A 26604-nucleotide genomic window follows, 5' to 3' on the forward strand; every position below is an offset into this window, starting at 1 on the left:
AATCGGCTATCAGTCAGCCTGGGGTTTAAGGCCCAGTGCGGTACTGATATTCCTTGCCGTCTCCCTTACCAGCTCGCCCTGGCTGACAAAACGGTCCGGCGTTAACCTGGACGCAGGTCCGGAAATCGAAATGGCCGCCACGACGGATCCCACATCATCGTAAACTGCTGAAGCAATACAGTTTAATCCTGTCACATGCTCTTCCCGATCAATGCTGTAGCCGCAAGCTCGTGCCTCATCCAGATTTCGCTGCAGAACAGGCAAATCCACAATCGTCGTCGGCGTAAACCGCTGCAGGCCGGTTTTCACAATCACATCCACCAGCTCTTCCGATGACAGCGGATACAGCAGCGCTTTCCCGGCACCTGAAGCATGCAGCGGGAGTCGACTGCCGAGCGGCGCACACATCCTGACCATCGACTTGCACTCCTGCTGGCCAATCAGCACCGCTTCGTTGCCGTTACGAATTGCCATGTTTACCGTTTCTCCCGACATCAGCATCAGCCGGCGCATGAAGGGCCCACCGACGGATAAAACATCCCGATTGTGGATATACGCCGAGCCAATATTGAATGCGCCCAGGCCAATGTGCCACCAACCTAACTGGCTGTCCTGATAGACAAAATCCGCGCCCTCCAGCACTTTTAGCAGACGAAAGGTGGTCGATAACGGTAAGTCCAGATTCAGGGAAATATCGCTCACCGACGAACTGCCGCCGCTCTTCTCAAGGTATTGCAATATCGCGATCCCTCTCTCCAGCGCCTGTGCGCCTTTTTGCGCGGCAGGCTCCTGCTGGCCAGGCCTCCCACGCCTTCTCACTTCTGTCATACCTCGATTATCTCCGGCTCAAAACCTGAGCATAAATAGTGTGTAAGCGCCCACATGTTATGCAAGATAATCGACAGCGTCACGTGCAACCTCACGCAAAGCTCAGCTCCACGGTCGGGATCTTTACGACATCGCAGTTATCTTTTCCGCCGCGATCGACGGTTAAAAAATCTGTCTCAGTCTGCCAGGCAAACAACGGGTGGTGCCAGACATTACGGTGGTAATTAACCCCCTGACGACCATTTGAGATAAACGCACGCAGCGTGTTCATATCCGGCTCATCGCCGCCTGCCGCGACCACCACGACAAAGGCTTCACCCTGCATCGGTACAAACGCCTGAGTGCCAAGCGGATGGCGTTCCAGTTCGGTGACAACTATCGGCAACAATGCCGGTTGTGCACGGTTGATGCTGATTAGCGTACGATCCTGCTGTAACGTCTCCACCATCGCCAGATCGTGAAAACGCTGTACTTTGCCATCATTGATGTGGAAAAAATCCTGACCTTCCGTTTCGATAACATCCCCATACGGGCGGAATGCTTCTCGCGTCAGCGGCAATACTTCAAGCTTCATTACATGTTCCTTAGTCATTAAAAACTAGCCCCCTTCTCAACGCCGAAGGTGGTAGAGATGTTGCTCAATCCAGAGGCATCTGAAAGTGACACCACTATAAATTGGAATATTTTTCCAAAACCTGATTTAATCCACAGAATTTGAATGGTTATTATGAAAAAATACTTAAAAATCATGGGTGAATTATTAAATTACGAGGAATATGGCGATGCTCGATCCCGAAACATTACGCACCTTTGTCAGCGTCGCTGAGACCGGCAGCTTCTCAAGAGCAGCGGAAAAACTTTATAAAACAACAGCCACCATCAGCTATCGCATCAAATTACTGGAGGACAACACCGGTGTTGCACTCTTTTCTCGCACAACGCGCAGCGTACTGCTGACGCCGGCCGGGATGCACCTGCTGGCGCAAGCCAGAGAGTGGCTGGGGTGGATTGATAGTATGCCCGGCGAGCTTCAGCAGATAAATGACGGGGTAGAGCGCCAGGTCAATATTGTCGTGAATAACCTCATGTACGACCCGCAGGCCATTGCCCGGCTGCTGGCCTGGCTCACCCAGCGCTACCCTTTTACGCAATTTCATTTTTCACGACAAATCTATATGGGCGTCTGGGATACGCTGCTGCATGACGACTTCTCCCTGGCGATTGGCGTGACCGGCACCGAACCGTTAGCGGAAAACATGGCGGTCTACCCACTGGGTGAGGTGACCTGGCTCTTCGTGATGTCGCCGCATCACCCGCTAAGCCAGCAAACCGACCCGCTATCAGAGGCTCAATTACGGCGCTATCCGGCGGTGAATATTGAGGACAGCGCCCGACGGCTGACGAAGCGTGTCGCCTGGCGTCTGCCCGGGCAAAAAGAGATAGTGGTTCCCGATATCGAAACCAAAGTTGCCGCCCATCTCGCCGGTGTTGGCATCGGCTTTTTACCGGAACCGCTGTGCCTGCCGCTTATCGCTCAGGGCAAACTAATCGCCCGACACATTCCGACCATGCGCCCCCCTTCGCCATTGAGTCTCGCCTGGCGCAAAGATCATCATGGTAAAGCGGTACAGGATATCGCCTCGCTGTTCAGCCATTCTGCGCCGGAAATTGCGGGATTCCTGACGCTATTCAGCAATACACCGTGAAAAATCAATCCTCCCGGACGCTCACCGCGTACAATAGGAGAATTATCGCGTCAAGCGTCGCGTCTGAATTACCTAACGGTTTAAATGATGGAATCAGTACCAAAGAATATTCTGCAGATCCTCGCCAGCGATACGCCACTGATTGACGTACGCGCCCCGGTGGAGTTTAGCCAAAGCGCGATGCCGGCGGCGATCAACCTGCCGCTGATGAATGATGAAGAACGCGCCGCGGTCGGCACCTGCTACAAGCGCCAGGGGCCAGAGGCAGCGCTGACGCTCGGCCATAAGCTGGTTGATGGCGACCTGCGCGCCAGCCGGATCCAGGCGTGGCTGGAAGCCTGCGCCCGTTACCCGCACGGTTACCTGTGCTGCGCCCGCGGCGGCCAGCGGTCGCATATCGTCCAGCAGTGGCTGAAAGAAGCTGGCGTGGATTACCCCCTGATCGTCGGCGGCTATAAAGCGCTACGCCAGGCGGCGATCCAGGCCACCGACGAACTGGTGCAGCGCCCGATCGTGCTGATTGGCGGCTGCACCGGCAATGGCAAAACTCAGCTGGTTTGCTCGCGCCCGGACGGTATCGATCTGGAAGGGCTTGCCCATCACCGCGGTTCTTCATTCGGTCGAACCCTGCAGGATCAGCACCCGCAGGCCACCTTTGAAAACCATCTGGCGGTCAGCCTGCTAAAAAAAGCCGAACAGCAGACCCGCTGGGTGCTGGAAGATGAAGGGCATATGATCGGCGCCAACCATCTGCCGGAGTGCCTTCGCCTCCGCATGGCGCAATCGCCGCTGGCGGTGGTGGAAGATCCGTTTGATGTTCGCCTCGAACGGCTGCGCGAAGAGTACTTCGATCGCATGTATCACGACTTTATCGCCGCGTATGGCGAAGAGAAAGGCTGGCAGGCATACGGCGAGTACCTCCATCACGGTCTGTTTGCCATCCGCCGTCGCCTGGGGCTGCAGCGTTTTGCTCAGCTGACTGAACGGCTCGATGAGGCGCTGGCGCAGCAGCAGCGCACCGCCAGCACCGAGGCGCACTTCGCCTGGCTGGTGCCGCTGCTGGAAGAATATTACGATCCAATGTATCGCTATCAGTTGGGGAAAAAAGCCGGGAAGATTATTTTTCGTGGCAACTGGCAGGAGGTCGCCGCCTGGCTGGCGAAGTAATCGCATGCTCTATTGTCCCGGCTTGCGGCGTAAATGCCTTAGCCGGGCTACCGGTCGGCGCGATTTATAGCCCCGGTAGCGCAGCGCGACCGGGGAGTTGTGACCGCTTAGAAGTCGTAGCGCAGACGCACCAGGTTCATATCCCCCAGGTTGTCGGTGCTGGAGGTAAACACGTGTTCGTAGTCCACGCGGAAACCGTAATCCAGCTGGAAGCTGATCCCCAGACCGTTATCGATACGCTGGTAGTTGCGGCCATTCACGTACTGCAGGCGGTCGCCCATAAAGTACGGCTGAATAGATTTAACAGCGTATTGATTGATCGGGAATTTATAGCCCGCAAAATATTCAATCCCCCAGGCGTCGCCGGCGAAGTAGTTATGCACATCGGTTTTTTTGGTGGTGAGGAAGTTCTGATACCAGCCGCCGCCAAAGGAGAAGGTCCAGTTATCCGGGGTCCAGCTCAGCGCGGTACCGACGATGTTCTGGTCATAGGTTTTGTTGTCGGAACTTGACGGGTCGCGCATTTCGGCGCGAGTGTAGTTCCACGCGGTCCCCCAGGTCAGGTCCTTCATGATGTGGTAGTCCGCACCAATAGAACCGCCGCCTTTACGCTTGTAGCGCAGGCCGTTGCCAGGCAGATACTCACTATCTTCGAACAGATAAGAGCCGTAAAGATCGACATCACCCACGGTTTTCTTATATTTCAGCATATTACGTGAACGATAAGAACCATCGTAATCGCCGTTAATACCGTTGCCTGGGGCCTGTCCGATCATATCGTAGTCCCAAATATCGGTTTTCGCGCCGACCACATCATAGTAAATGCTGTTCTGCTGCCCGTAGGTTAACGTCCCCCAGGTATCGCTTTTCAGGCCGGTATACAGCATGCGGCGGGTGGTATTGTTTGCGCCTTCCGCGTAGTGGTTATCCCAGTCAAACAGTGCCGGAATGTTCACCCCCAGTTCGTAGTAGCTGATCCAGCTAATATCATCGAACAGGTAGTAATCCGCCGCGAAGCGGAAACGGGTGCCACCGTCGAAACCGTTACGCTTATAGGATCCTTTATCACCATCGCCGCTCATCATGTTGAACTGCGGACGAATACTCCCGCCGACGGTAAAGTTAAGCCGACTTAACGGATCGCCCGCCTGCGGATCTTGTTTCAGCAGCGTGATCTCCGCGTGGGAAGCAAATGACGTTAACGCTAATGCTGCGCCGATCGAGATCGCCAGCTCTTTTATTTTATGTGCCATAGTTTTTCCTTGATTAATAAGCAACCTTATATTTACCAGCTGAATATTAACCGCGAATCCACACAGTGTGTTGTCGGTTTTTTAATGTTTTGTGCGCTTAAAAATCAACTGGTTATCAATTTGTGCGCTTAAAATAAAAGCGCCGCCAAAAACGGCGGCGCATCATCGAAATGCAATAATCTTACTGGCTAAACTGGCGGAACAACGCTTTCCCTTTTAACAAACGCAGCCCCAGCCCGCCGCCGCACAGAGATAACAACACCGCTCCCGTCAGCGGCAGCATCACCCACAAGCGCCAGTCCGGCGCCCAGGGGAAATCAAAGACTCGGGTCTGCAGCATCGCCAGCGCCACTTCCGCGCCTATCGCCGCCACCAGTCCGGAAACCAGCCCCAGCAGGGCAAACTCCGCCCACAGCGTGGCGCGCAGCAGTGATTTACCGGCCCCCAGCGTGCGCCAGACCACCAGCTCCTGATGCCGCTGGCGCATACCGACCTGGACCTGCGCCAGCAACAACAGCACGCCGCAGGCCGTCACCAGGCCCACCATCACCTCCAGCGCCCGGCTGACCTGGGAGAGCACCTGGCCGACCTGACGCAGGATGGCGCCGATGTCCAGCAGGCTAACGGTGGGAAACTCGCGGTTCAACTGGGTCAGCATCGCGGGACCGTTATCCCAGCGGAAGCTGGTGAGCCAGCTCTGCGGCTGCCCGTCCAGCGCCCCGGAGGGGAAAATAAAGAAGAAGTTTGGCCGCAGGCTCTCCCAGTCAACTTTGCGCACGCTGCTGACCTTCGCGCTGAAGTCCTGGGTATCGCCGGTAAAGGTCACCTTATCGCCGATCTTCACCCCCAGCCGCTGCGCCAGTCCCTCTTCAATCGACACCTCGCCAGGCTTCGGCGGCCAGTTGCCGGCCACCAGCGGATTATGATCCGGACGATCGGCGCTCCAGGTCAGATTGAGTTCCCGGTTAAGCGCTTCATCTTTGTTACCGTCCGTGGAGTGACCGTTGATCTGCGTCAGACGAGCCCGGACGATCGGATAAAATTCCGCCGCCCGGGTCTGGTGTTCGGCGAGGAAAGTCTTCACCGGCATTATCTGCTCAGGGGCGATATTGATCAGAAAGTAGTTCGGGCTTTCCGGGGGCAGCTGCTGCTGCCAGCGGTCAAGCAGATCGCCGCGCAGCACCAGCAGCAGCGCCAGCAGCATAAACGACAGGGAAAACGCCGCCAGCTGGCTGAGGGTCGACCACGGCTGGCGCAGCAGGCGGTTCACCGCCAGGCGCAGCGGCAAGGCTTTGAGCGTCAGGCGTTTGAGCAGCCACAGCAATCCCCAGCCCACCAGGCCGCACAGCAGCGCCAGTACCACTGCCCCGGCCAGTACCGACCACAGCAGCGGGCTGCCGCCCATCAGCCAGGCCAGCCCCCCGACCACAATCGCGCAGACCACAGGAATATAGTGTTTCAGCGGCCAGACGTTAGCCACGACATCCTGACGCAGCACCCGCAGCGGCAGGGTCGCCAGCAGCAGTCGATACGGCCGCAGGCCCACCAGCAGGGAAATGACGCCTGTCGCCCCGATAGCCCACAGCCACGGCCAACCGCTGGCAGCGGGTAGTGCGGCGGGCAGCACCGGTTTGAGCATCAGCAACAGCAGACGCTCCAGCGCCAGGCCCACAACCCCACCGGTTATCACCGACAGCGTCAGCAGCAGCAGCCACTGACCGACGATAAGCTTGCGCAGCTGCGCCCGCCCCGCGCCCAGCGTCTTCAAAATCGCGACCAGATCGTAGCGGCTGCGACAGTAGTGGCTCATCGCCACCGCCACCGCGGCGACGGCCAACAGCAACGTCAACAGCGCGGATAACAGCAGGAACTGCTGCGAGCGTTCGAGGGATTTGCCCAGCGCGCTGTCGTCCTGTTCGAGGCCAGTCCAGCGATGTTCCGCGCCGAGCTTCGGCAGCAGCCATTGTTCATAATCCGCCAGCTGTTGCGCGTTACCGGCGAACTTATAGCGCCATGCGACGCGACTGCCGGGCTGCACGGCCCCGGTTTTTGCCACGTCGGCCATATTCATCATCAGTCGCGGCGCCATCTGGAAGGGGTTAAACCCCGCGTCTGGCTCCTGAATCACTTCCCCGGCAATGCGCAGCGTGGCATCGCCAACGTCAATCGTATCGCCGGTTTTCAGGTTCAGGAGCGCCATCAGCCTTGGCGCCAGCAGCACGCTCCCCGCCTGCGGTTTCAGCCCCGGCGGTTGCGTTTCGAGGGTGCCATACAGCGGATAGCGGTCGTCCACCGCCTTAACGTCCGCCAGCTGCGGCGTATCACCGGCGAATGTCATGGTGGCGAAGCTCAGCTGCTCGCCGACGGTCAGCCCTGACTTCCGCGCTTGCGCGATCCACTCGGCGGGTACCTCGCGGGAACTGCGCAGCGTACGGTCGCCGGCCATAAACTCCCGGCTTTGCTGGCTAAGGCCTTTCTCCATCCGATCGCTTATCGACCCCAGAGCCAGCACGCAGGCCACAGAGAGACTTAACGCCAGCCAGACGATCAGCAGCGACGGCGAGCGCCATTCGCGCCAGAACCAGCGGGCGATCATGCTTCCTCCCGCAATTGGCCATCCACCAGGCGCAGACGGCGATCGCAGCGCGCCGCCAGCAGCGGATCGTGAGTGACGAGGATCAGGGTGGTACCGTGTTCGCGATTAAGCGAGAACAGCAGATCGGCAATTTTGTCCCCGGTCTGGCGATCGAGGTTGCCGGTGGGTTCATCAGCGAACAGGAGGGCCGGGCGACCATTAAAGGCCCGGGCCAGCGCCACCCGCTGCTGTTCACCGCCGGAGAGTTGCGCCGGCAGGTGGTGCAGGCGTTTGCCAAGCCCCAGTTGCTCAAGCAGCGCGCGGGCATCGCCCTGACTCTCGCTGTCGCTGGCGCCGCGCAGCAGCGCCGGCAGCTCGACGTTCTCCAGGGCGTTGAGCGTTGGGATCAGCATAAAGGACTGAAAAACAAAGCCAACGTGCTGCGCCCGCAGCGCCGCCCGCGCCTCTTCATCCATTTGGTGCAGTGGTTTGCCCAGCATTGAGACTTCCCCGCTGCTGCCATCGTCCAGGCCAGCGAGGATCGCCAGCAGGGTCGATTTGCCGGAACCCGACTCGCCAATCAAGGCGATGGTCTGCTGCGGTTTGACAACCAGCTCAACTCCGGTGAGGATGGAGAGCTGATGCTCTCCCTGACCGACGGATTTCTTAAGATGATGAACTTCAAGTATGTTTTCCGCTGGCATGTGCCTTTCCTGTTTTTGTTCCTGTTTACCTGCCGCGCGATGGCGGCGGACACGCTGCTAATACTGGGCGACAGCCTGAGCGCTGGCTATCGAATGGCGGCCAACGCCGCCTGGCCTGCGCTGCTCAATGAGAAGTGGCAGGCGAAAACGCCGGTAGTGAACGCCAGCATCAGCGGCGATACCTCGCAGCAGGGGCTGGCCCGCCTGCCTGCGCTGCTTAAGCAGCATCAGCCGCGCTGGGTGCTGGTTGAGCTCGGCGGCAATGACGGACTGCGAGGCTTTCCACCGCAGCAAACCGAGCAGACGCTGCGCACCATTATCAAGGATATCAAAGCGGCCAACGCCGAGCCGCTGCTGATGCAAATTCACCTGCCGGCGAACTATGGCCGCCGTTATAATGAAGCCTTCGGCGCGATTTACCCGGCCCTGGCCAGGGAGTTCAATATTCCTCTCCTGCCCTTTTTTATGGAAGAGGTGTATCTGAAACCGCAATGGATGCAAGACGACGGCATTCACCCGAATCGCGACGCGCAGCCGTTTATCGCCGACTGGATGGCGAACCGGCTGGCTCCCTTAGTTAATCATGACTCCTGAACGCCAGGGGTCGCTGACAGGTAAAGTTATGCAAAAAACGGTTTTAGTGACAGGCTGTTCCAGCGGAATTGGTCTGGAAAGCGCGCTGGATTTAACCCGCCAGGGCTTTCGCGTGCTGGCGGCCTGCCGCAAAGCGGAGGACGTCGCGCGGATGCAGGAGCGGGGGCTAACCGGTATTTTGCTCGATCTGGATGACCCACAGAGCGTGGAGCGCGCGGCAGCGGAGGTGATTGCGCTGACCGATAATCATCTCTATGGCCTGTTCAATAACGCCGGATACGGCGTCTATGGCCCGCTGAACACCATCAGCCGCCAGCAAATGGAACAGCAGTTTTCCGCCAACTTTTTCGGCGCGCATCAGCTGACCATGCTGCTGCTGCCGGCGATGACGCCGCACGGCGAAGGGCGCATCGTGATGACCTCCTCCGTGATGGGGCTTATTGCCAGTCCCGGTCGCGGCGCCTATGCCGCCAGTAAATATGCCCTCGAGGCGTGGTCCGATGCGCTACGCATGGAATTGCGCCACAGTGGTATTCAGGTCAGCCTGATTGAACCGGGCCCGATCCGCACCCGCTTTACCGATAACGTCAACCAGACGCAAAGCGATAAACCCGTAGAAAATCCGGGCATTGCCGCCCGCTTTACCCTCGGGCCGGAAGCGGTGGTGGAAAAAGTGCGCCACGCTTTTACCAGCGATAGGCCAAAGCTGCGCTATCCGGTCACCCTGGTCACCCATGCGGTGGCGCTGCTCAAACGCCTGCTTCCCGCCCGCGCGATGGACAAAATTATCCACGGCTGAGTTGAAGCGCGGCATGCCGCCCCCATGTAAAACAGAAATCGACTAACGAGAAATGCCCATGTCTGAACAGAATATTGTCAATATTAGCGAAGCGAACCTGCAGCAGACGCTACAGCAGTCCATGAACGCCCCGGTGCTGTTTTATTTCTGGTCTGCCCGCAGCCAGCACTGCGAACAGCTGACCCCGGTACTCGAGCGACTGGCCGCCCAGTACAACGGCCAGTTCACGCTGGCGAAGGTCGATTGCGACGCCGAGCAGATGCTCGCTTCACAGTTTGGTCTGCGCGCCATTCCTACGGTTTATCTGTTCCAGAACGGCCAGCCAGTGGACGGTTTTGAAGGCCCGCAGCCGGAAGAAGCGATTCGCGCCCTGCTGGATAAAGTCCTGCCGCGCGAAGAGGAGCTGAAAGCCCAGCAGGCGTTGGCCCTGATGCAGGAAGAAAAATACGCCGAGGCATTACCGCTGCTGAAGGAAGCCTGGCAGCTGTCGAATCAGGACAGCCAGATTGGTCTGCTGCTGGCGGAAACGCTGATTGCCCTGCACCGGTCTGATGAAGCGGAAAGCGTGCTGAAAACCATCCCGCTGCAGGATCAGGATACCCACTATCAGGGGCTGGTGGCGCAGATTGAGTTGCTCAAACAGGCCGCCGACACCCCGGAAATCCAGCAACTGCAGCAGCAGGTGGAACAGAATCCGGACGATGCGCAACTGGCCTCCCAGCTGGCGCTGCAGCTGCATCAGGTCGGGCGTAATGAAGAAGCGCTGGCGCTGCTGTTCAGCCATCTGCAGAAGGATTTAGGCGCCGGCGATGGCCAGGCGCGCAAGATGCTGCAGGAGATCCTCGCCGCCCTCGGTACTGGCGATGCGCTGGCCGCCAAATATCGTCGTCAGCTGTATTCGCTGCTGTACTAATCCGTTGCCCTTACCCGGATAGCGCTGCGCTTATCCGGGCTACAGATTACGCCGTGGTAGCCTGGGTAAGGCGTGAACGCCGCAACCCGGGATTGTTCACGGGCGCTTTTTCAGCTGCGTCACCACCAGCTGATGGCGGGCATTGAAGAACTTCCGGTAGGTCAGATAGCCGGCGATAATCGTCGACAGGCTGGCAGTCGACAACAGCATAAAGGTCACCATGATCTGGTACTTAATCGCCTTCACCGGGTCAATACCGGCAAAAATTAGCCCCGACATCATCCCAGGCAAGCTCACCAGCCCGACCGTTTTCGCTGAATCGACGGTGGGAATCAATGACGCGCGAATGCTCTCGCGAATCAGCCGCGCCGCAGCCATCTTCGGCGTCGCGCCGAGGCTCAGCTTCTCCTGAATCTGCTGCTGCTCGCTGCTGAAGCGCTGGCCCATATTGTTGTAGCACAGCCCCACCGCCACCATGGCGTTCCCGGCCACCATCCCGGCAATTGGAATAACCTGCATCGGCACAAAGGCGATCGACCCCGAGAAGACCAGTACCGCCAACGTTAGTCCGGCGCCAGTGGTAATAGCGATAAACGACGAGACAAAAGCTTTATCGATATATTTACTGCGCTTCTTCGCATTCCACGCCGCGTTAAAGCAGATAAACAGCACCATCAACAGCGTCAGAACCGCATGATTGACGTTAAAGATATATTTCAGCACATAGCCGACGATAATCAGCTGCACGATCGCCCGGCAAATGCTCCAGATAATATCTTTTTCCAGTGCCAGTTTTTCCCGATAGCTGACCAGAATAGCGATCAGCACCAGCACCATCGACAGCGCCAGCGATTCGTTCGTAATGTTATGCCCGTTCATGCTGTACCTCCTGCATGTTTCCGCCGGCAGGTTGCAGCGTAATCACTTCATCGGCATGCGAAATTTCATTGCGATCGTGGGTGACCCACAGAACAGCGACCTGTTTTTCCGTCGCGTAGCCATGAATAATTTCATTCACATTCTGTTTATTACTTTCATCCAGCGCGCTGGTAATTTCGTCCAGCAGCAGCACGCGCGGCAGAAATTGTAAATTGCGGATCAGCGATACGCGCTGCTTTTCCCCGCCGGACAGTTCGTTAATAGACTTTTCCAGCATATTTTCGCCAAGGCCAAAGCGCTGCAGGTCAGCCACCAGCGCCTGCGGATCGGGTTGTTTATTGCGGATCTGCCACGGAAAAACCAGGTTATCGTAGACTGAATCACCGAACAGCGCCGGCGTCTGCGCGCAGTAAGACACCTGCTGACGATAGGTTTCCGGCGACAGCGTCGCGATATCCACATCGTCAAAAAACAGGCGTCCGGAGGTTGGGCTGAGCAGCGAGGCGATAATCTTCAGCAAGGTGCTTTTCCCGCAGCCGGAAGGCCCGGTAATCAGCTTAAATTCTCCGGGTCTGAGCTGAAGATTGATATTGTGTAAAATAACTGCGTCGTCGGTCTTAAACCCCACACCTTCGAGACGCAAAAGCGCGTTATTTTCCTTCATGAGTCTTCCTGATTATTTTCTGAAACACCGCTAGTTTACCCCACTTTCCTTTCTCCAGGATGAGGAGAAAGATATACTCAGTTTAAACATGCGCTATTTCCTTGTAGCGCCCCACCAGGCAACAAGACAGGAGGTTTTTGATGCTGATTTTTATTCCTATCCTTATTTTCGTCGCGCTGGTCATTGTGGCCGCGGCGGTGAAAATTGTTCCGCAAGGCTATCAGTGGACGGTAGAGCGTTTTGGGCGCTTTACCCAGACGCTGCAGCCAGGATTAAGCTTAGTCGTGCCGTTTATGGACCGAATCGGCCGCAAAGTGAACATGATGGAGCAGGTGCTCGACATCCCCTCGCAGGAGGTTATCTCCCGGGATAACGCCAACGTCACCATCGACGCGGTCTGCTTTATTCAGGTGATTGACGCGCCAAAGGCCGCCTACGAGGTCAGCAATCTTGAGCTGGCGATCGTCAACCTGACGATGACCAACATCCGTACCGTGCTCGGCTCGATGGAGCTGGATGAAATGCTCTCCCAGCGCGACAGTATTAACACCCGACTACTGCATATCGTTGACGACGCAACCAACCCGTGGGGGGTGAAAATCACCCGCGTCGAAATTCGCGACGTTCGCCCACCGGCGGAGCTTATCGCCTCGATGAACGCCCAGATGAAAGCCGAACGTACCAAGCGTGCCTATATTCTGGAGGCGGAAGGGATCCGCCAGGCGGAAATTCTGAAAGCAGAAGGGGAAAAACAGTCGCAGATCCTCAAAGCCGAGGGCGAACGGCAGTCCGCGTTCCTGCAGGCGGAAGCTCGCGAACGTTCCGCCGAAGCGGAAGCCCGCGCCACCCAGATGGTGTCATCGGCGATCGCCTCGGGAGATATTCAGGCGATCAACTACTTCGTGGCGCAGAAATATACCGACGCACTGCTCCAGATTGGATCCGCTAACAACAGCAAAGTAGTGATGATGCCGCTGGATGCCAGCAGCCTGATGGGATCGATCGCCGGGATCAGCGAGCTGATTAAGGAAGGCGCTGGCGATCGGAAAAAATCATGATCGACATGATCCTCGCCCACCCCCATCTGTTCTGGCTAAGCCTGGGCGGACTGCTGCTGGCGGCCGAGATGCTTGGCGGCAGCGGATACCTGCTGTGGAGCGGCGTCGCTGGCGTGGTGACCGGCGCTCTCACCTGGCTCCTGCCGCTGAGCTGGGAATGGCAAGGGACGCTGTTTGCCGTTCTCACCCTTCTTGCTGCGTGGCTGTGGTCGAAATGGCTGCGCAAGCGCGTCAAAACGCAGCGCCCGGCCGATGCTCAGCTTAACCAGCGCGGGCAGCAGCTGGTTGGCCGCCGCCTGACGCTGGATGCCCCGCTGGTAAATGGCCGCGGCCACGTGCGCGTGGGCGACAGCTCCTGGCCGGTAATTGCTGACGAAGACCTCGCGGCGGGCAGCAAGGTCGAAGTGGTCGCCGTCGAAGGGATTACGCTACGGATCAGGCCCGCTGTCCGTTAAGCCTGCGCCTTGCGATGACAGCAGCCGGAAAGATTATCGATAATCGGGCACTCCGCGCTGTCATCGCCGGGGCAGGATTCGGCCAGCGCCAGCAGGTGCGCGCGCATATTTTGCAGCTCGCGGATATGGTTCTCGATATCCGCCACTTTCTCCAGCGTGCGTTTTTTCACATCGGCGCTGTGGCGCGACGGATCGTTAAATAAGGCCACCAGCTCGCGGCACTCTTCCAGATTAAACCCCACCTGTCGCGCCTGGCGCAGCAACGTCAGCTCATCGAGATGCTGCTGACTGTAGGTGCGGTAGCCGTTTTCGCTCCGCAACGGCGGCGTCACCAGCCCCTTCTCTTCGTAAAAACGAATCGCTTTGCTGGTTAAACCGGTTTTTTTCGCCACATCGCTGATATTCATTTTTTCTCCTTGACCTTCCCCTTGCTGGAAGGTTTAACCTTCTTAATACTCGATGAAAGAGTGGGTCTGGTCAATCGTTGACCGGAAAATTATTCAGGAGTTTTTGTATGTCTAACACTATCGACCTGACGCTGGATGGCCTCTCCTGTGGGCATTGCGTCAAACGCGTGAAAGAGAGTCTGGAACAGCGTCCTGACGTTGAGCAAGCCGAGGTGACCCTCACTGAAGCCCATGTCACGGGTAGCGCCAGCGCGCAAGCGCTGATTGATACCGTGAAACAAGCCGGATACGGCGCGGAGCTCAGCCACCCAAAGGCTAAACCGCTGGCAGAATCATCAATCTCGTCGGAAGCACTGACAGCGGCCACTCCTGAGCTTCCGGCAGCCCATGACGAAGATGACAGTCAACAGCTGCTGATCAACGGCATGAGCTGCGCCAGCTGCGTCTCCCGGGTACAAAACGCGCTTGCCGCGGTGCCGGGCGTCTCACAGGCGCGGGTTAACCTGGCGGAACGCACGGCGCTGGTGATGGGCAGTGCGTCCGCCGCAGAATTAGTGCTGGCGGTGGAAAAAGCCGGCTATGGCGCGGAGGCGATCGAAGACGATCTGGAACGCCGCGAACGTCAGCAGGAAACCGCTATCGCTACGATGAAGCGTTTTCGCTGGCAGGCGATTGTCGCCCTGCTGGTCGGCGTGCCGGTGATGGTCTGGGGGATGATCGGCGATAACATGATGGTCAGCGACGACAACCGTTCGCTGTGGCTGGCCATCGGTCTTGTCACCCTCGCCGTCATGGTCTTCGCCGGCGGCCACTTCTACCGCAGCGCGTGGAAAAGCCTGAAAAACGGCACCGCCACCATGGATACGCTGGTGGCGCTCGGCACCGGCGTCGCCTGGCTGTACTCCATGAGCGTCAACCTGTGGCCACAGTGGTTCCCGATGGAAGCCCGGCATCTCTATTACGAAGCCAGCGCGATGATTATCGGCCTGATTAACCTCGGCCATATGCTGGAGGCCCGCGCTCGCCAGCGCTCCTCGAAAGCGCTGGAGAAACTGCTCGATCTGACGCCGCCTTCAGCCCGCGTGGTGACCCCTGAGGGGGAAAAGGATCTGCCGCTCGCGGAAGTTCAGGCCGGCATGACCCTGCGCCTGACCACCGGCGACCGCGTTCCGGTCGACGGCGTGATAAGCCAGGGCGAAGCCTGGTTTGATGAAGCGATGCTCACCGGCGAACCGGTGCCACAGCAAAAAGGCGATGGCGATGCCATTCACGCCGGCACCGTGGTGCAGGACGGCAGCGTGCTGTTCACCGCCAGCGCCGTCGGCAGTCAGACCACGCTGGCAAGAATTATCCGTATGGTGCGCCAGGCGCAGAGCAGCAAGCCGGAAATCGGCCAGCTGGCGGATAAAATCTCTGCAGTATTTGTTCCGGCGGTAGTCGCCATTGCGCTGATCAGCGCCGCGATCTGGTACTTCTTCGGCCCGGCGCCGCAGATCGTCTATACCCTGGTCATTGCCACCACGGTACTGATTATCGCCTGTCCATGCGCGTTAGGCCTAGCGACGCCGATGTCGATTATCTCCGGCGTTGGCCGGGCGGCAGAGTATGGTGTGCTGGTGCGCGACGCCGATGCGCTGCAGCGCGCCAGCGAACTCGACACCCTGGTGTTCGATAAAACCGGCACCCTGACCGAAGGCAAGCCGCAGGTGGTGGCGGTGAAAACTTTCTCAACCTTTGATGAATCCACCGTCGTGCGTCTTGCCGCCGCGCTGGAACAGGGCTCAAGCCATCCGCTGGCGCGAGCGATCCTTGATAAAGCCGCCGACAGTTCGTTGCCGGAAGTCAGTGGCTTCCGCACCCTGCGCGGCCTTGGCGTCAGCGGCGAAGCGGAAGGTCATCGCCTGCTGCTCGGCAACCAGGCACTGCTCAACGAGCAGCATATCGCCACCGGCGATATAGAAAGCGAGATGACGGCGCAGGCCTCGCGCGGCGCCACGCCGGTGCTGCTGGCGGTGGATGGCCAGGCCGCCGCGCTGTTCGCCATCCGCGACCCGTTACGTGAGGATAGCGTCGACGCGCTGGCGCGCCTGCATCGTCAGGGTTACCGTCTGGTGATGCTGACCGGGGATAACCCCACTACAGCGAATGCCATCGCCAAAGAAGCGGGCATTGATGAAGTGATCGCTGGCGTACTGCCGGACGGTAAAGCCGATGCCATTAAACGTCTGCAGAGCCAGGGACATAAAGTCGCGATGGTCGGCGACGGTATTAACGACGCTCCGGCGCTGGCCCAGGCCGATGTCGGGATCGCCATGGGCGGCGGCAGCGATGTCGCCATTGAAACCGCGGCGATCACCCTGATGCGCCATAGCCTCAACGGCGTGGCCGATGCGCTGGCAATTTCGAAAGCAACGTTACGCAATATGAAGCAGAACCTGCTGGGCGCGTTTGTCTACAACTCGCTGGGTATCCCGATTGCCGCCGGGATCCTCTGGCCGCTGACCGGCACCCTGCTGAACCCGGTGGTCGCCGGTGCGGCGATGGCGCTGTCGTCGATCACCGTGGTGAGTAACGCCAACCGCCTGCTGCGCTTTAAACCGAAAGAGTAAACCCGTCACATGAAACGGGCACCGACGTTGTTCGGCGCCCGTTTTTTGCTGAGACAAGAAAAGCCCGCCGGAAGGGTGACGTGTATCACCATATGCGCTAGCATGAAGTCCTCACACTTCGGAGCGCGTATGGGCCTGTTAAACCGGATAAAAATGCTGTGGCGAGCCGCCGTCGGCCCGTCTTATTCCTGGCCTGCAATGGATATCGTCCTGCCCGGCGAACGTTATTTGCACCTCGTCGGCAGTATCCATATGGGTACCCGCGACATGGCGCCGCCGCCAGCGAAGCTTCTGAAAAAAATACGCCAGGCCGATGCGTTAATCGTCGAGGCCGATATCAGCGGCAATGAAACCCCCTTTAGCAATCTCCCCACTTACCCACCGCTGGCGGAACGCCTGAGCGATGCGCAGCTGAGCGAGCTAGAGGCGCGAGCCGGCGAGCTGGGCCTGTCGGTCGGGCTGTTCGATAACCAGCCGCTGTGGCAGGTGGCGATGGTCCTGCAGGCCACCCAGGCGCAAAAGCTGGGACTGCGACCGGATTACGGCATCGATTATCAGTTGCTGATGGCCGCCCGCGAGAGCAACATAACGGTGATGGAACTGGAAGGCGCCGACAGCCAAATCGCGCTGCTGCGCGATCTGCCCGACGGGGGGATGGCCCTGCTGGAAGACACACTGAGCCACTGGCGGACCAATGCCCGCCTGCTACAGGTGATGATCGGCTGGTGGCTGGAACAACCGCCATCGCGCGGTGCGGTATCTCTGCCGACGACTTTCAGCCAGTCTTTATATGATGTGCTGATGCACCAGCGCAATCTCGCCTGGCGCGAGACGCTGCTGGCCTTGCCGCCGGGGCGCTACGTGGTTGCCGTCGGCGCGCTGCACCTGTATGGCGAAGGGAATCTGCCGGACATGCTGACATAAAAAAATGGCCAATATTGCTATTGGCCCGTCAAAGAGGAATTTCATCATTATTATTATCCCGGGATATACATCCCGGATCGTCTGATTGTCGCTCAAAGTGACCATCACTGCCAATACTATTGCGCAAGATGGTACTATTTTTTATACAACCTGCGGGCGTATTCTGACGCCACGCAAAACCGGTTGGTAAGAAGGATAGCTATGACTCCCGCCGTTAAATTACTCGAAAAAAACAAAATCCCCTTTCAAATCCACAGTTACGATCACGATCCCAATGAGACCAACTTCGGTGATGAAGTGGTGCGCAAGCTCGGCCTCAATGCCGACCAGGTTTACAAGACCTTGCTGGTCGCCGTTAACGGCGATATGAAGCATCTGGCGGTCGCCGTCACCCCGGTCGCCGGGCAGCTGGATTTGAAGAAAGTGGCTAAAGCGCTGGGCGCTAAGAAAGTCGACATGGCCGACCCGATGGTGGCGCAGCGTATCACCGGCTATCTGGTAGGCGGCATCAGCCCGCTGGGGCAGAAGAAGCGCCTGCCGACAGTGATTGACGCCCCGGCGCAGGAATTTGCCACCATCTATATTTCCGGCGGCAAACGCGGTCTGGATATTGAGCTGGCGGCCAGCGATCTGGCGCAGCTTCTGGACGCGAAGTTCGCCGATATCGCCCGCCGCGATTGATGGCACTATCCCGGATAGCGGCGCACGCGCCTTATCCGGGTTACCCAACTCGTAGCCCCGGTAAGCGCAGCGCCACCGGGGAAATCGCCAACCTGAAGCCCAGGCTTACTGCCAGCTCACCTCGCCTTTCGGCTCGTAGGCTGCCGCATCCAGCGGCGAGTTCTTCTCGATATACTCTTTCAGCACTTCGGCATCGATAAAGCCGGTATTCACATATCCGGGTTTATCGGCGATGTTCGGATAGCCATCGCCGCCGGTGGCGTTAAAGCTCAGCGTCGCCATCCGGTAGGTCTTCGCCGGATCCACCGGTTCGCCTTTGATTTTCAGATCGTTCAGCTTGCCATCTTTGGCCACGAAGCTGACGTTAGCAAACTGCGGATAGGCGCCGGAATCCGGCTTCATCTGCGCGACGGCGGTCAGATAATCCACCACCTCCTTGCCGCTCATATCGACATAAGTCAGCACATTGCCGAACGGCTGGACCTTCATCACATCCTTGTAGGTGATATCGCCCGCCTCGATGGAGTCGCGGATCCCACCGCCGCTCATCACCGCGAAATCCGCGTTGCTGCGCGCCATTTGCGCCGCCAGCAGCAGGTGACCCATATTAGTCTGCACGAAGCGCACTTTACTGCGATCGCCCTCCAGATGACCATTCACACTGCCGATTTTGACCTGCAGTTGCGCTTTGCCTTTGTTCTGGAACGGCGTCAGCAGCGACATCATCTGCGGGTTCTCCGCGATCTGCGGCGTATACAGCACCCGCTCGCTTTGGCCGTTATCGTAAGTCACTTTTTTCTTCAGGTTCACCGGGATCAGCTGGTAATGCACCAGCTTCATCTCGCCGTTGCGGAACTCAAAATCGGCGCGGCCGACATATTTTCCCCACTCATGCGCCTGGACGATCCAGATGCCGTTCTGACGATCCGGGGCGCACGGCGTACCTGGCACATAATCGACCTGCTTTTTATTTTCCGACGCCATGCACACCGGATCCTGCGAGTGACCGCCGACGATCATCGCCAGCGATCCGGCAGGTAAACTCCGCGCCATTTCAACGTCGCCCGGCGCGTTGGAGCCGTGGTTGCCATTGTCGTAATGACCCATATGGGTGGTGGCCAGGATCACGTCCGGCTTTTCATTCTGCTGCAGCTCCTGGATAACCAGCTTCGCCTCTTCCGCCGGTTTGCGGAATTCGATATCGGTGAAATATTCCGGATTACCGATCTTGGCCGTATCGTCGGTGGTTAAGCCAATCACCGCGATTTTCAGCCCGCCGCGCTTAAACAGCGCCCAGGGTTTAAACAGCCGTTCACCCGTGCTTTTCTGATAAATATTGGCCGACAGGAACGGGAACTTAGCCCACTTTTCCTGCTGGCGCAGCACGCTCAGCGGATTATCAAATTCATGGTTACCCACCGCCATCGCGTCGTAGCCGATCAGGTTCATGCCGCGAAAATCGGGCTCTGCATCCTGTAAATCAGATTCTGGCACGCCGGTATTAATATCGCCGCCGGATAACAGCAGGACGCTCCCCCCTTCCGCCGCCACCTCTTTGCGGATGCCATCGACCAGCGTTTTCTGCGCCGCCAGACCATATTCGCCATAGTCATTGCGCCAGAAATGGCCGTGGTGATCGTTGGTGTGCAGGATGGTAATTTTATAGGTTTTATCCTGCTCATAGGCCTGCGCGGACAGGCTGCCCAGCGATAAGGCGGCAAATAACGCCAGCGCCACGCTGTGTTTGAAATAATGCATGCTTCACTCCCTGACTTAATCCCAAGTGCCGAAAGTATAGCGAGTTAGCCGCGTTGACAAATATGTTTTCAGAATTGCGACTTCCTTCAAACCTTATCAACAGGTATGTTAGTTGGATAATAATTCTACCCGTCATACTTCAAGTTGCATGTGCGTTGGCTTTCCTCGCTCACCCCAGTCACTTACTTGAGTAAGCTCCTGGGGATTCGCTGCGTCGCCGCCTTCCTGCAACTCGAATTATTTAGGGTATCAACCTGCATTCTCTACAACAAATAGAACTCGCTGAAGTGAACCTATGACAACCAACCAATCCGCTCAGACCTTACCCAGTACCGACGCGCCGCCGCAAAAAGCACGCACCTCGTTTGGCATCTTAGGCGCGATCAGCCTGTCCCATCTGCTTAACGATATGATCCAGTCGCTCATTCTGGCTATCTATCCGCTGCTGCAGGCTGAATTCTCCCTCTCCTTCGTGCAGATCGGGATGATCACCCTCACTTTCCAGCTGACCTCATCGCTATTCCAGCCAGTGATTGGTTACATTACCGATAAGCGCTCGATGCCGTGGTCCCTGCCGGTGGGCATGTGCTTCACTCTCTGCGGTTTGATTCTCCTGGCGCTGGCAGGGAGTTTCGGCATGGTGCTGCTGGCTGCCGCGCTGGTAGGTACTGGCTCCTCGGTTTTCCATCCGGAATCGTCCCGCGTGGCGCGGATGGCCTCCGGTGGCCGTCACGGCCTGGCCCAATCACTGTTCCAGGTCGGCGGCAACTTCGGCAGCTCGCTTGGCCCATTGCTGGCGGCGGTGATTATCGCCCCCTATGGCAAAGGCAATGTCGCCTGGTTCGTGCTGGCCGCCCTGCTGGCTATTGTGGTGCTATCGCAAATCAGCCGCTGGTATGCCGCGCAGCACCGGATGAATAAGGGCAAACCGAAGCCGGTCATCGTCAATCCGCTGCCGCGCAATAAGGTCATTCTGGCGGTAAGCATTCTGCTGATGCTGATTTTCTCGAAATATTTCTATATGGCGAGCATCAGTAGCTATTACACCTTTTATCTGATGCATAAGTTCGGATTATCGGTGCAAAACGCGCAGCTTCATCTGTTTGCCTTCCTGTTCGCGGTTGCCGCCGGGACGGTGATCGGCGGGCCGGTTGGCGATAAAATTGGACGTAAATATGTGATTTGGGGCTCTATCCTCGGCGTAGCACCGTTTACCCTCGTTTTACCCTACGCCAGCCTTGAATGGACGGGGATTTTGACGGTGATTATTGGTTTTATCCTCGCCTCGGCCTTTTCCGCTATCCTGGTCTATGCGCAGGAGCTGCTGCCGGGCCGAATCGGCATGGTTTCTGGCCTGTTCTTCGGCTTCGCCTTTGGCATGGGTGGCCTTGGCGCCGCGGTGCTGGGCCTGTTGGCGGACCATACCAGCATCGATCTGGTGTATAAAATCTGCGCCTTCCTGCCGCTGCTGGGTTTCCTGACGATATTTCTTCCTGATAACCGGCAAAAAGTCTGATTATCCGGCGGCCAAAGTGCAACGCTGGCCGCCGTTATCCCTTGCGCCATCAGCCTGGTGCGCACATAGCCCCCGCGATTTTCCCTTCTGTGCCTTTTAGTTGGCTAATTCCATTTTTTTGCACAATTCAAGAATTATTCATAAACAAAGTGAACGTTTTTGTCATAAACTATTACCCGGATAGGGTAGCAAAATGGACCGATACATCACTGGAAAGGAGACGGAATGCACCACGCAACACCGCTTATCACCACCATTGTCGGCGGCCTCGTGCTCGCCTTTATTCTCGGCATGATTGCCAACAAGCTACGTATTTCTCCTCTGGTGGGATATCTCTTAGCGGGCGTGCTGGCCGGACCTTTCACCCCTGGTTTTGTTGCTGACACCAAACTGGCTCCTGAACTGGCAGAACTCGGCGTGATCCTGCTGATGTTCGGCGTCGGGCTGCATTTTTCCCTGAAAGATCTGATGGCGGTAAAGTCGATCGCCATTCCCGGGGCCATCGCCCAGATAGCCGTGGCGACGCTGCTGGGTATGGCACTCTCCGCCGCCCTTGGCTGGTCGCTGATGACCGGCATCGTCTTTGGCCTGTGTCTCTCCACCGCCAGTACCGTGGTGCTACTGCGCGCGCTGGAGGAGCGACAGCTGATTGACAGTCAGCGCGGGCAGATTGCCATCGGCTGGCTGATTGTGGAAGACCTGGTGATGGTCCTGACGCTGGTCCTGCTGCCAGCGATTGCCGGGATGACGGAGAAAGGTGACGTCGGCTTCGCCTCTCTGGCCCTCGACCTCGGGATCACCATTGGTAAAGTGGTAGCCTTTATCGCCATCATGATGCTGGTCGGTCGCCGGCTGGTGCCGTGGATCATGTCGCGCAGCGCCGCCACCGGATCACGCGAGCTGTTCACCTTGTCAGTGCTGGCCCTGGCGCTGGGCATCGCCTTCGGCGCCGTGGAGCTGTTTGATGTTTCCTTCGCCCTTGGCGCCTTTTTCGCCGGCATGGTGCTTAACGAATCTGAGCTGAGCCACCGTGCCGCCCATGACACCCTGCCGCTGCGCGACGCCTTCGCGGTGCTGTTCTTTGTCTCCGTCGGCATGCTGTTTGACCCGATGGTGCTGGTCCAGCAGCCGCTGGCGGTGCTGGCAACGCTGGCGATTATTATCTTTGGTAAATCCGCCGCCGCCTTTTTCCTCGTGCGTATGTTTGGTCATTCGCCGCGTACCGCACTGACCATTGCCGCCAGCCTGGCGCAGATTGGTGAGTTTGCCTTTATTCTCGCCGGTCTGGGGATGGCGCTTAACCTGCTGCCGCAGGCCGGACAAAACCTGGTGCTGGCCGGGGCGATCATCTCGATTATGCTCAACCCGGTGCTGTTTACCCTGCTGGAAAAATATCTCGATAAAACCGAAACCCTCGACGAGCAGACACTGGAAGAGGTGCTGGAAGATGAGAAGCAGGTGCCAGTCGATATCTGCAACCACGCGCTGCTGGTTGGCTTCGGTCGCGTCGGCAGCCTGCTGGGCGAGAAGCTGATGGCCCAGGGGATCCCGCTGGTAGTGGTTGAGACTTCGCGCACCCGCGTGGATGAGCTACGCGAGCGCGGGATCAGCGCGGTGCTGGGCAATGCCGCCAATGAAGAGATCATGGAGCTGGCGCATCTCGACTGCGCCCGCTGGCTGCTGCTGACTATCCCCAACGGCTACGAGGCCGGAGAGATTGTCGCTTCCGCACGGGAAAAATGCCCGAACATCGAGATCATTGCCCGCGCCCATTATGATGATGAAGTGGACTACATTATTGAACGCGGGGCCAATCAGGTGGTGATGGGCGAGCGGGAAATTGCCCGTGCCATGCTACAGCTTCTGGAAACGCCACCGGCCGGTGAAGTGGTCACCGGCTGATGCACTCCCCTCACCCATCGGGAGAGGGGCTCGCTTAACGCTCCCAGTATGCCTCTTCCAGGCTGTCCTCACGTTCCGGCAGGCCGCGGGTTAAACGCGGCGAGTGCTGGTTCAACACCTGATAGCTCACGCGGTTGGCATATTTACACACCTGCGCCAGCGACGAGTAGGTCAGCCAGTTGCATTTGTGCTTGCTGGAGTTGGGCACATTATTACGATGGTAGTTATTGGCGGTGATGTCATGTAGCAGCGCCGCCAGCGCGCCGTCGCCTGCGCCGTTGGTATTCATGATTTTTTCAGGCCCGCCCATATACGGGGCGATATGGGAATAGATACGCAGCGGATTAACGCAATCCTGGTGGCGCATCGCACGGCTGAATTCAAACTGGTTAAACTCCGGGATCGCCCCCGGCAGCAGCGGATGCTGGGTTTTCCGCTTCGCCTCTTCTTCGGTAAAGCCCGCCATATACAGGCCCGCCGGCCCGGCGGTGCACAGCACCAGGTCGACCCAGTCCAGCGCTTTATCCGCCGCCGACAGCGGATCGGCAAAACCGGTCAGGGCTTCCCCTTCCTCTTCATTCATCGCCAGAATCGAGACATGCTCCTGCAGGAACTGCTGCCACCACGCCGGGTTATCGGCAATCACGTATTTGGTCCCGAGAGTTAACACCACCGGCACATCGTGCTTTTTGGCGTACTCGATGGCTTTCATCGTGGCGTCCGGCATTGGCTCGCCCGGCTTGCAGCGTACCAGGTAAGAGGTCAGCACCAGCGCCGAGGCGCCGGCGATCACCGCTTCCGGAATGCTTTCCGGGCGCAGCTTGTTCATATGGCCCGGGCTGATGGCGAAGGTGCGCTCGCCGCTGTCGCTGATCAGGGTAAAACAGCGGCCAATGGCGCCGTCGACGCCCTGCAGGTAGTTCAGATCGGTGCGGCTGGAGGTATTGCACAGGTAGCGATAGGCATAGCCGCCGATGTCGATATTGCTGCACATCACGCCAAGCAGCACCGAGCGATCGTCCGCCAGCACCGAGTAGTTGTGCATGGTATTGCCGATGGTGCCGCCGGCAAACTGATGGGTAATGAGATTGTTGCGTACCAGCTCCTGGTACAGCGCCTCGGCGACATCATCTTCAATCACCAGAGAGTGGCCTGCACTCAGGCCATAGCGCACGATAAACGCTTCATCCACTTTCGCTTCGATATCCACCAGCGTCTGGTCGATACCCACCACCCAGGAGACGCTGGATTCATTCTCCGGCTGTATTTGCTGGAGCAGCGGGTCGCGGGCGTTAACGGGAAAATAATGTTTGGATTTGCGTTTACCGGGAAATTTCATAGTGGCGCTTAAATAACAGGGAACAAGCGGGAAATAGTAGCATATTCCCCGCCCTGCGCGCGATCAGCGATAAGGTGCCGTCAGGTTGACCATCATCTCAATATGCGCCACATCCGCATTTAGCGCCGGAATATATTCATACTGCTCGCCACCCGCTTCGAGGAAAACTTCCCGGTTCTGAACGGCAATCTCTTCCAGCGTCTCGAGACAGTCGGCGGAAAAACCCGGGCACAGCACCTGAATATGCTTCGTCCCCTTCTCGCCAAGCATTTTCAGCGTTTCATCGGTGTAGGGCGTCAGCCAGGGCTCGCGGCCAAAGCGCGACTGGAAGGTCATCATCACCTGCTCCGGCGGCAACCCCAGCGCGGAGACCAGTTCCCGCGTGGTATCGCGACAGCGCTGGGGATAGTCATCCCCCTGATTGGCATAGCGCTGCGGGATCCCATGATAGGAGAGCAGCAGCAGATCGGGTTCACCGTGCACGGCGAAGGAGGCGCGCACGCTGGCCGCCAGCGCATGGATATAGTCCGGATGTTCGGCATAGTCGCGAATAAACGAGATACCGGGAATGGCGCGCTTTTTCGCAAGGATCCGCGCCAGCTCATCCCAGACGGCGGCCACCGTCGAACAGGAATATTGTGGGTACAGCGGCAGCACTACGATGTGCCCCACCCCCTGCGCCAGTAAATCATCCACCGCGCTGGCCAGCGACGGCGAACCATAGCTCATGCCCAGCGCCACCGGCGTATCCGGCAGCCTGGCGGCCAGCGCCTGCTGCTGGCGACGGCTGTATACCATCAGCGGCGATCCCTCCTCCATCCACACGGACTGATAGAGCTTCGCCACGCGCGGGGAGCGAATCGGCAGTATGACGCCACGCAGCAGCGGCCACCATAGCAGACGAGATGTATCCACCACCCGTTTGTCGCTGAGGAATTGTCGCAGATAGCGCTTCACCGCACCGGGGGTGGGCGCATCGGGAGTGCCTAAATTGGCCAGCAAGATACCTGTTTTCGTCTGATGCATTACCGCCTCTTAACCATTTGAATCGCAGCCAATTGTAGCTGAAATGGCGCTAAACGGAACCAATCATAGCAAAAGGTAGAAATGAGAGGAGTTCTCATCCTGCCGCAGCAGGATGAGAAAAGGCTTTATCAGCCGAGGATTTTTTCCAGTTCGGCGCGCACGTCAGCCACCGCTTTGGTGCCGTCGACTTTGGCGTATTTGGTGTTGCCCGCCTGCGCTTCTTTGGTGTAGTAGCCGATCAGCGGCGCTGTCATCTGATGGTATTCCACCAGGCGCTTACGCACGGTCTCTTCCTGGTCGTCTTTACGGGTGGTCAGCTCTTCGCCGGTCACGTCGTCTTTGCCTTCCACCTTCGGCGGATTGAATTTGATGTGGTATACGCGACCGGATGCCGCATGAACGCGACGGCCAACGATGCGGTCGACGATCAGTTCGTCCGGCACGTCGAATTCCAGCACGTAATCAACGGTAATACCCGCTTCTTTCATGGCGTCAGCCTGCGGAATGGTGCGCGGGAAGCCGTCCAGCAGGAAACCGTTACGGCAATCTTCCTGGGCGATACGCTCTTTCACCAGCGCGATGACCAGCTCATCGGTCACCAGCTTGCCGGCGTCCATAATGTCTTTCGCTTGCTTACCGAGCTCAGAGCCGGATTTTACCGCCGCGCGCAGCATATCGCCGGTGGAGATTTGCGGAATACCGTATTTCTCCATGATGAACTGAGCCTGAGTTCCTTTACCCGCGCCCGGAGCGCCAAGCAGAATAATACGCATTACGAAAATCCCCTCAAAAGTCGATTCAATTTTTCAAAAACGCTAAACCATACCACCAGAACGGCAATGGCTCA

Annotated in this window: 25 protein-coding genes; 13 read left to right on the top strand and 12 right to left on the bottom strand. The window is 58.0% G+C overall.

The window, feature by feature from the left end; genetic code table 11:
- Nucleotides 1-9: 9 nt before the first annotated feature.
- Nucleotides 10-828, bottom strand: a complete 819-nt coding sequence (gene allR / locus CWM57_RS10465; RefSeq protein ID WP_100676187.1) for an HTH-type transcriptional repressor AllR — start codon at nt 826-828, stop codon at nt 10-12.
- Between the two features lie 91 nt (nt 829-919).
- On the bottom strand, nt 920-1402 hold the full coding sequence (gene allA / locus CWM57_RS10470) for an ureidoglycolate lyase (protein ID WP_100676188.1): 483 nt from the start codon (nt 1400-1402) through the stop codon (nt 920-922).
- 208 nt (nt 1403-1610) lie between these two features.
- Between allA and allS the strand changes: the two genes are divergently transcribed.
- Nucleotides 1611-2534: an HTH-type transcriptional activator AllS gene (gene allS / locus CWM57_RS10475; protein ID WP_100676189.1), complete on the top strand. Its 924-nt coding sequence runs from the start codon at nt 1611-1613 to the stop codon at nt 2532-2534.
- Nucleotides 2535-2621: 87 nt separating this feature from the next.
- On the top strand, nt 2622-3701 hold the full coding sequence (gene mnmH / locus CWM57_RS10480; protein WP_165784187.1) for a tRNA 2-selenouridine(34) synthase MnmH: 1080 nt from the start codon (nt 2622-2624) through the stop codon (nt 3699-3701).
- 107 nt (nt 3702-3808) lie between these two features.
- Here the strand turns inward: mnmH and CWM57_RS10485 are convergent, their stop codons facing one another.
- Nucleotides 3809-4954, bottom strand: a complete 1146-nt coding sequence (locus CWM57_RS10485; protein ID WP_100676191.1) for a porin — start codon at nt 4952-4954, stop codon at nt 3809-3811.
- 91 nt (nt 4955-5045) lie between these two features.
- On the opposite strand from CWM57_RS10485, the gene CWM57_RS27610 reads away from it, so the two are divergent.
- Nucleotides 5046-5174, top strand: coding sequence for a hypothetical protein (locus CWM57_RS27610; RefSeq protein WP_165784178.1), 129 nt, complete (start codon nt 5046-5048; stop codon nt 5172-5174).
- On the opposite strand, the gene ybbP is transcribed toward CWM57_RS27610, so the two are convergent.
- Together ybbP and ybbA are read right to left on the bottom strand one after the other, a co-directional pair.
- Nucleotides 5136-7550, bottom strand: a complete 2415-nt coding sequence (ybbP, locus tag CWM57_RS10490) for a putative ABC transporter permease subunit YbbP (protein ID WP_100676192.1) — start codon at nt 7548-7550, stop codon at nt 5136-5138. The two genes, CWM57_RS27610 and ybbP, sit on opposite strands and share 39 nt — an antisense overlap.
- Entirely contained in the window at nt 7547-8233 is a 687-nt protein-coding gene (ybbA, locus tag CWM57_RS10495; protein WP_074386810.1) for a putative ABC transporter ATP-binding protein YbbA, read from the bottom strand. The genes ybbP and ybbA overlap by 4 nt, the downstream gene beginning before the upstream one ends.
- Here ybbA and tesA point away from each other — a divergent pair.
- From tesA to CWM57_RS10510, 3 genes are read left to right on the top strand one after another with little or no spacing between them, the layout of a single operon-like run.
- Entirely contained in the window at nt 8204-8827 is a 624-nt protein-coding gene (gene tesA, locus CWM57_RS10500) for a multifunctional acyl-CoA thioesterase I/protease I/lysophospholipase L1 (RefSeq protein ID WP_061156407.1), read from the top strand. The genes ybbA and tesA overlap by 30 nt on opposite strands.
- Nucleotides 8817-9626, top strand: a complete 810-nt coding sequence (locus CWM57_RS10505) for an SDR family oxidoreductase (protein WP_165451812.1) — start codon at nt 8817-8819, stop codon at nt 9624-9626. The genes tesA and CWM57_RS10505 overlap by 11 nt, the downstream gene beginning before the upstream one ends.
- Nucleotides 9627-9684: 58 nt before the next feature.
- Entirely contained in the window at nt 9685-10539 is an 855-nt protein-coding gene (locus CWM57_RS10510; RefSeq protein ID WP_074386703.1) for a co-chaperone YbbN, read from the top strand.
- A 96-nt stretch (nt 10540-10635) separates the two neighbouring features.
- On the opposite strand, the gene fetB is transcribed toward CWM57_RS10510, so the two are convergent.
- Together fetB and fetA are read right to left on the bottom strand one after the other, a co-directional pair.
- On the bottom strand, nt 10636-11418 hold the full coding sequence (fetB, locus tag CWM57_RS10515; protein ID WP_012968803.1) for an iron efflux ABC transporter permease subunit FetB: 783 nt from the start codon (nt 11416-11418) through the stop codon (nt 10636-10638).
- Nucleotides 11405-12082, bottom strand: a complete 678-nt coding sequence (fetA, locus tag CWM57_RS10520) for an iron efflux ABC transporter ATP-binding subunit FetA (RefSeq protein WP_074386704.1) — start codon at nt 12080-12082, stop codon at nt 11405-11407. The genes fetB and fetA overlap by 14 nt, the downstream gene beginning before the upstream one ends.
- A 140-nt stretch (nt 12083-12222) precedes the next feature.
- On the opposite strand from fetA, the gene CWM57_RS10525 reads away from it, so the two are divergent.
- Both CWM57_RS10525 and CWM57_RS10530 read left to right on the top strand, forming a co-directional pair.
- A complete protein-coding gene (locus CWM57_RS10525) occupies nt 12223-13140 on the top strand; it encodes an SPFH domain-containing protein (protein ID WP_074386705.1) in 918 nt (305 codons plus the stop codon).
- Complete coding sequence (locus CWM57_RS10530) at nt 13137-13595, top strand: NfeD family protein (RefSeq protein WP_061155507.1); 459 nt, start codon at nt 13137-13139, stop codon at nt 13593-13595. Before CWM57_RS10525 ends, CWM57_RS10530 begins: the two co-directional genes overlap by 4 nt.
- Here CWM57_RS10530 and cueR read toward each other — a convergent pair.
- Nucleotides 13592-14002, bottom strand: a complete 411-nt coding sequence (gene cueR, locus CWM57_RS10535; RefSeq protein ID WP_002892208.1) for a Cu(I)-responsive transcriptional regulator — start codon at nt 14000-14002, stop codon at nt 13592-13594. The two genes, CWM57_RS10530 and cueR, sit on opposite strands and share 4 nt — an antisense overlap.
- Before the next feature lie 107 nt (nt 14003-14109).
- Between cueR and copA the strand changes: the two genes are divergently transcribed.
- From copA to ybaK, 3 genes are all read left to right on the top strand, one after another.
- Nucleotides 14110-16611, top strand: coding sequence for a copper-exporting P-type ATPase CopA (gene copA / locus CWM57_RS10540; protein ID WP_100676194.1), 2502 nt, complete (start codon nt 14110-14112; stop codon nt 16609-16611).
- A 129-nt stretch (nt 16612-16740) separates the two neighbouring features.
- A complete protein-coding gene (locus tag CWM57_RS10545; RefSeq protein ID WP_074386707.1) occupies nt 16741-17535 on the top strand; it encodes a TraB/GumN family protein in 795 nt (264 codons plus the stop codon).
- Nucleotides 17536-17736: 201 nt separating this feature from the next.
- Nucleotides 17737-18216, top strand: a complete 480-nt coding sequence (ybaK, locus tag CWM57_RS10550; RefSeq protein ID WP_004204728.1) for a Cys-tRNA(Pro)/Cys-tRNA(Cys) deacylase YbaK — start codon at nt 17737-17739, stop codon at nt 18214-18216.
- A 105-nt stretch (nt 18217-18321) separates the two neighbouring features.
- On the opposite strand, the gene ushA is transcribed toward ybaK, so the two are convergent.
- Nucleotides 18322-19974, bottom strand: coding sequence for a bifunctional UDP-sugar hydrolase/5'-nucleotidase UshA (gene ushA / locus CWM57_RS10555; protein WP_032734896.1), 1653 nt, complete (start codon nt 19972-19974; stop codon nt 18322-18324).
- A 295-nt stretch (nt 19975-20269) separates the two neighbouring features.
- On the opposite strand from ushA, the gene CWM57_RS10560 reads away from it, so the two are divergent.
- Together CWM57_RS10560 and ybaL are read left to right on the top strand one after the other, a co-directional pair.
- Nucleotides 20270-21490 (top strand): MFS transporter, encoded by a 1221-nt coding sequence (locus CWM57_RS10560; RefSeq protein ID WP_061155512.1) that lies wholly within the window; start codon nt 20270-20272, stop codon nt 21488-21490.
- Between the two features lie 225 nt (nt 21491-21715).
- Nucleotides 21716-23392 carry a YbaL family putative K(+) efflux transporter gene (gene ybaL / locus CWM57_RS10565; RefSeq protein WP_061155513.1) on the top strand — a complete coding sequence of 559 codons (1677 nt, stop codon included), beginning with the start codon at nt 21716-21718 and terminating at the stop codon, nt 23390-23392.
- A 34-nt stretch (nt 23393-23426) separates the two neighbouring features.
- On the opposite strand, the gene CWM57_RS10570 is transcribed toward ybaL, so the two are convergent.
- The 3 genes from CWM57_RS10570 to adk form a co-directional block, all read right to left on the bottom strand.
- Nucleotides 23427-24731 (bottom strand): inosine/guanosine kinase, encoded by a 1305-nt coding sequence (locus tag CWM57_RS10570; protein WP_074386709.1) that lies wholly within the window; start codon nt 24729-24731, stop codon nt 23427-23429.
- Between the two features lie 63 nt (nt 24732-24794).
- Nucleotides 24795-25757 carry a ferrochelatase gene (gene hemH, locus CWM57_RS10575; RefSeq protein WP_061155515.1) on the bottom strand — a complete coding sequence of 321 codons (963 nt, stop codon included), beginning with the start codon at nt 25755-25757 and terminating at the stop codon, nt 24795-24797.
- 128 nt (nt 25758-25885) lie between these two features.
- Nucleotides 25886-26530: an adenylate kinase gene (gene adk / locus CWM57_RS10580; RefSeq protein WP_002892184.1), complete on the bottom strand. Its 645-nt coding sequence runs from the start codon at nt 26528-26530 to the stop codon at nt 25886-25888.
- Nucleotides 26531-26604 lie beyond the last annotated feature (74 nt).

This window comes from Klebsiella sp. G-Nf4 (assembly GCF_002810615.1).
GTDB classification, from domain to species: domain Bacteria; phylum Pseudomonadota; class Gammaproteobacteria; order Enterobacterales; family Enterobacteriaceae; genus Klebsiella; species Klebsiella variicola.

Coding starts and splice junctions, on each gene's coding strand:
- allR (WP_100676187.1), bottom strand. CDS start 828: ATGACAGAAGTGAGAAGGCGTGGGAGGCCTGGCCAGCAGGAGCCTGCC.
- allA (WP_100676188.1), bottom strand. CDS start 1,402: ATGAAGCTTGAAGTATTGCCGCTGACGCGAGAAGCATTCCGCCCGTAT.
- allS (WP_100676189.1), top strand. CDS start 1,611: ATGCTCGATCCCGAAACATTACGCACCTTTGTCAGCGTCGCTGAGACC.
- mnmH (WP_165784187.1), top strand. CDS start 2,622: ATGGAATCAGTACCAAAGAATATTCTGCAGATCCTCGCCAGCGATACG.
- CWM57_RS10485 (WP_100676191.1), bottom strand. CDS start 4,954: ATGGCACATAAAATAAAAGAGCTGGCGATCTCGATCGGCGCAGCATTA.
- ybbP (WP_100676192.1), bottom strand. CDS start 7,550: ATGATCGCCCGCTGGTTCTGGCGCGAATGGCGCTCGCCGTCGCTGCTG.
- tesA (WP_061156407.1), top strand. CDS start 8,204: ATGAACTTCAAGTATGTTTTCCGCTGGCATGTGCCTTTCCTGTTTTTG.
- ybbA (WP_074386810.1), bottom strand. CDS start 8,233: ATGCCAGCGGAAAACATACTTGAAGTTCATCATCTTAAGAAATCCGTC.
- CWM57_RS10505 (WP_165451812.1), top strand. CDS start 8,817: ATGACTCCTGAACGCCAGGGGTCGCTGACAGGTAAAGTTATGCAAAAA.
- CWM57_RS10510 (WP_074386703.1), top strand. CDS start 9,685: ATGTCTGAACAGAATATTGTCAATATTAGCGAAGCGAACCTGCAGCAG.
- fetB (WP_012968803.1), bottom strand. CDS start 11,418: ATGAACGGGCATAACATTACGAACGAATCGCTGGCGCTGTCGATGGTG.
- fetA (WP_074386704.1), bottom strand. CDS start 12,082: ATGAAGGAAAATAACGCGCTTTTGCGTCTCGAAGGTGTGGGGTTTAAG.
- CWM57_RS10525 (WP_074386705.1), top strand. CDS start 12,223: ATGCTGATTTTTATTCCTATCCTTATTTTCGTCGCGCTGGTCATTGTG.
- CWM57_RS10530 (WP_061155507.1), top strand. CDS start 13,137: ATGATCGACATGATCCTCGCCCACCCCCATCTGTTCTGGCTAAGCCTG.
- cueR (WP_002892208.1), bottom strand. CDS start 14,002: ATGAATATCAGCGATGTGGCGAAAAAAACCGGTTTAACCAGCAAAGCG.
- copA (WP_100676194.1), top strand. CDS start 14,110: ATGTCTAACACTATCGACCTGACGCTGGATGGCCTCTCCTGTGGGCAT.
- CWM57_RS10545 (WP_074386707.1), top strand. CDS start 16,741: ATGGGCCTGTTAAACCGGATAAAAATGCTGTGGCGAGCCGCCGTCGGC.
- ybaK (WP_004204728.1), top strand. CDS start 17,737: ATGACTCCCGCCGTTAAATTACTCGAAAAAAACAAAATCCCCTTTCAA.
- ushA (WP_032734896.1), bottom strand. CDS start 19,974: ATGCATTATTTCAAACACAGCGTGGCGCTGGCGTTATTTGCCGCCTTA.
- CWM57_RS10560 (WP_061155512.1), top strand. CDS start 20,270: ATGACAACCAACCAATCCGCTCAGACCTTACCCAGTACCGACGCGCCG.
- ybaL (WP_061155513.1), top strand. CDS start 21,716: ATGCACCACGCAACACCGCTTATCACCACCATTGTCGGCGGCCTCGTG.
- CWM57_RS10570 (WP_074386709.1), bottom strand. CDS start 24,731: ATGAAATTTCCCGGTAAACGCAAATCCAAACATTATTTTCCCGTTAAC.
- hemH (WP_061155515.1), bottom strand. CDS start 25,757: ATGCATCAGACGAAAACAGGTATCTTGCTGGCCAATTTAGGCACTCCC.
- adk (WP_002892184.1), bottom strand. CDS start 26,530: ATGCGTATTATTCTGCTTGGCGCTCCGGGCGCGGGTAAAGGAACTCAG.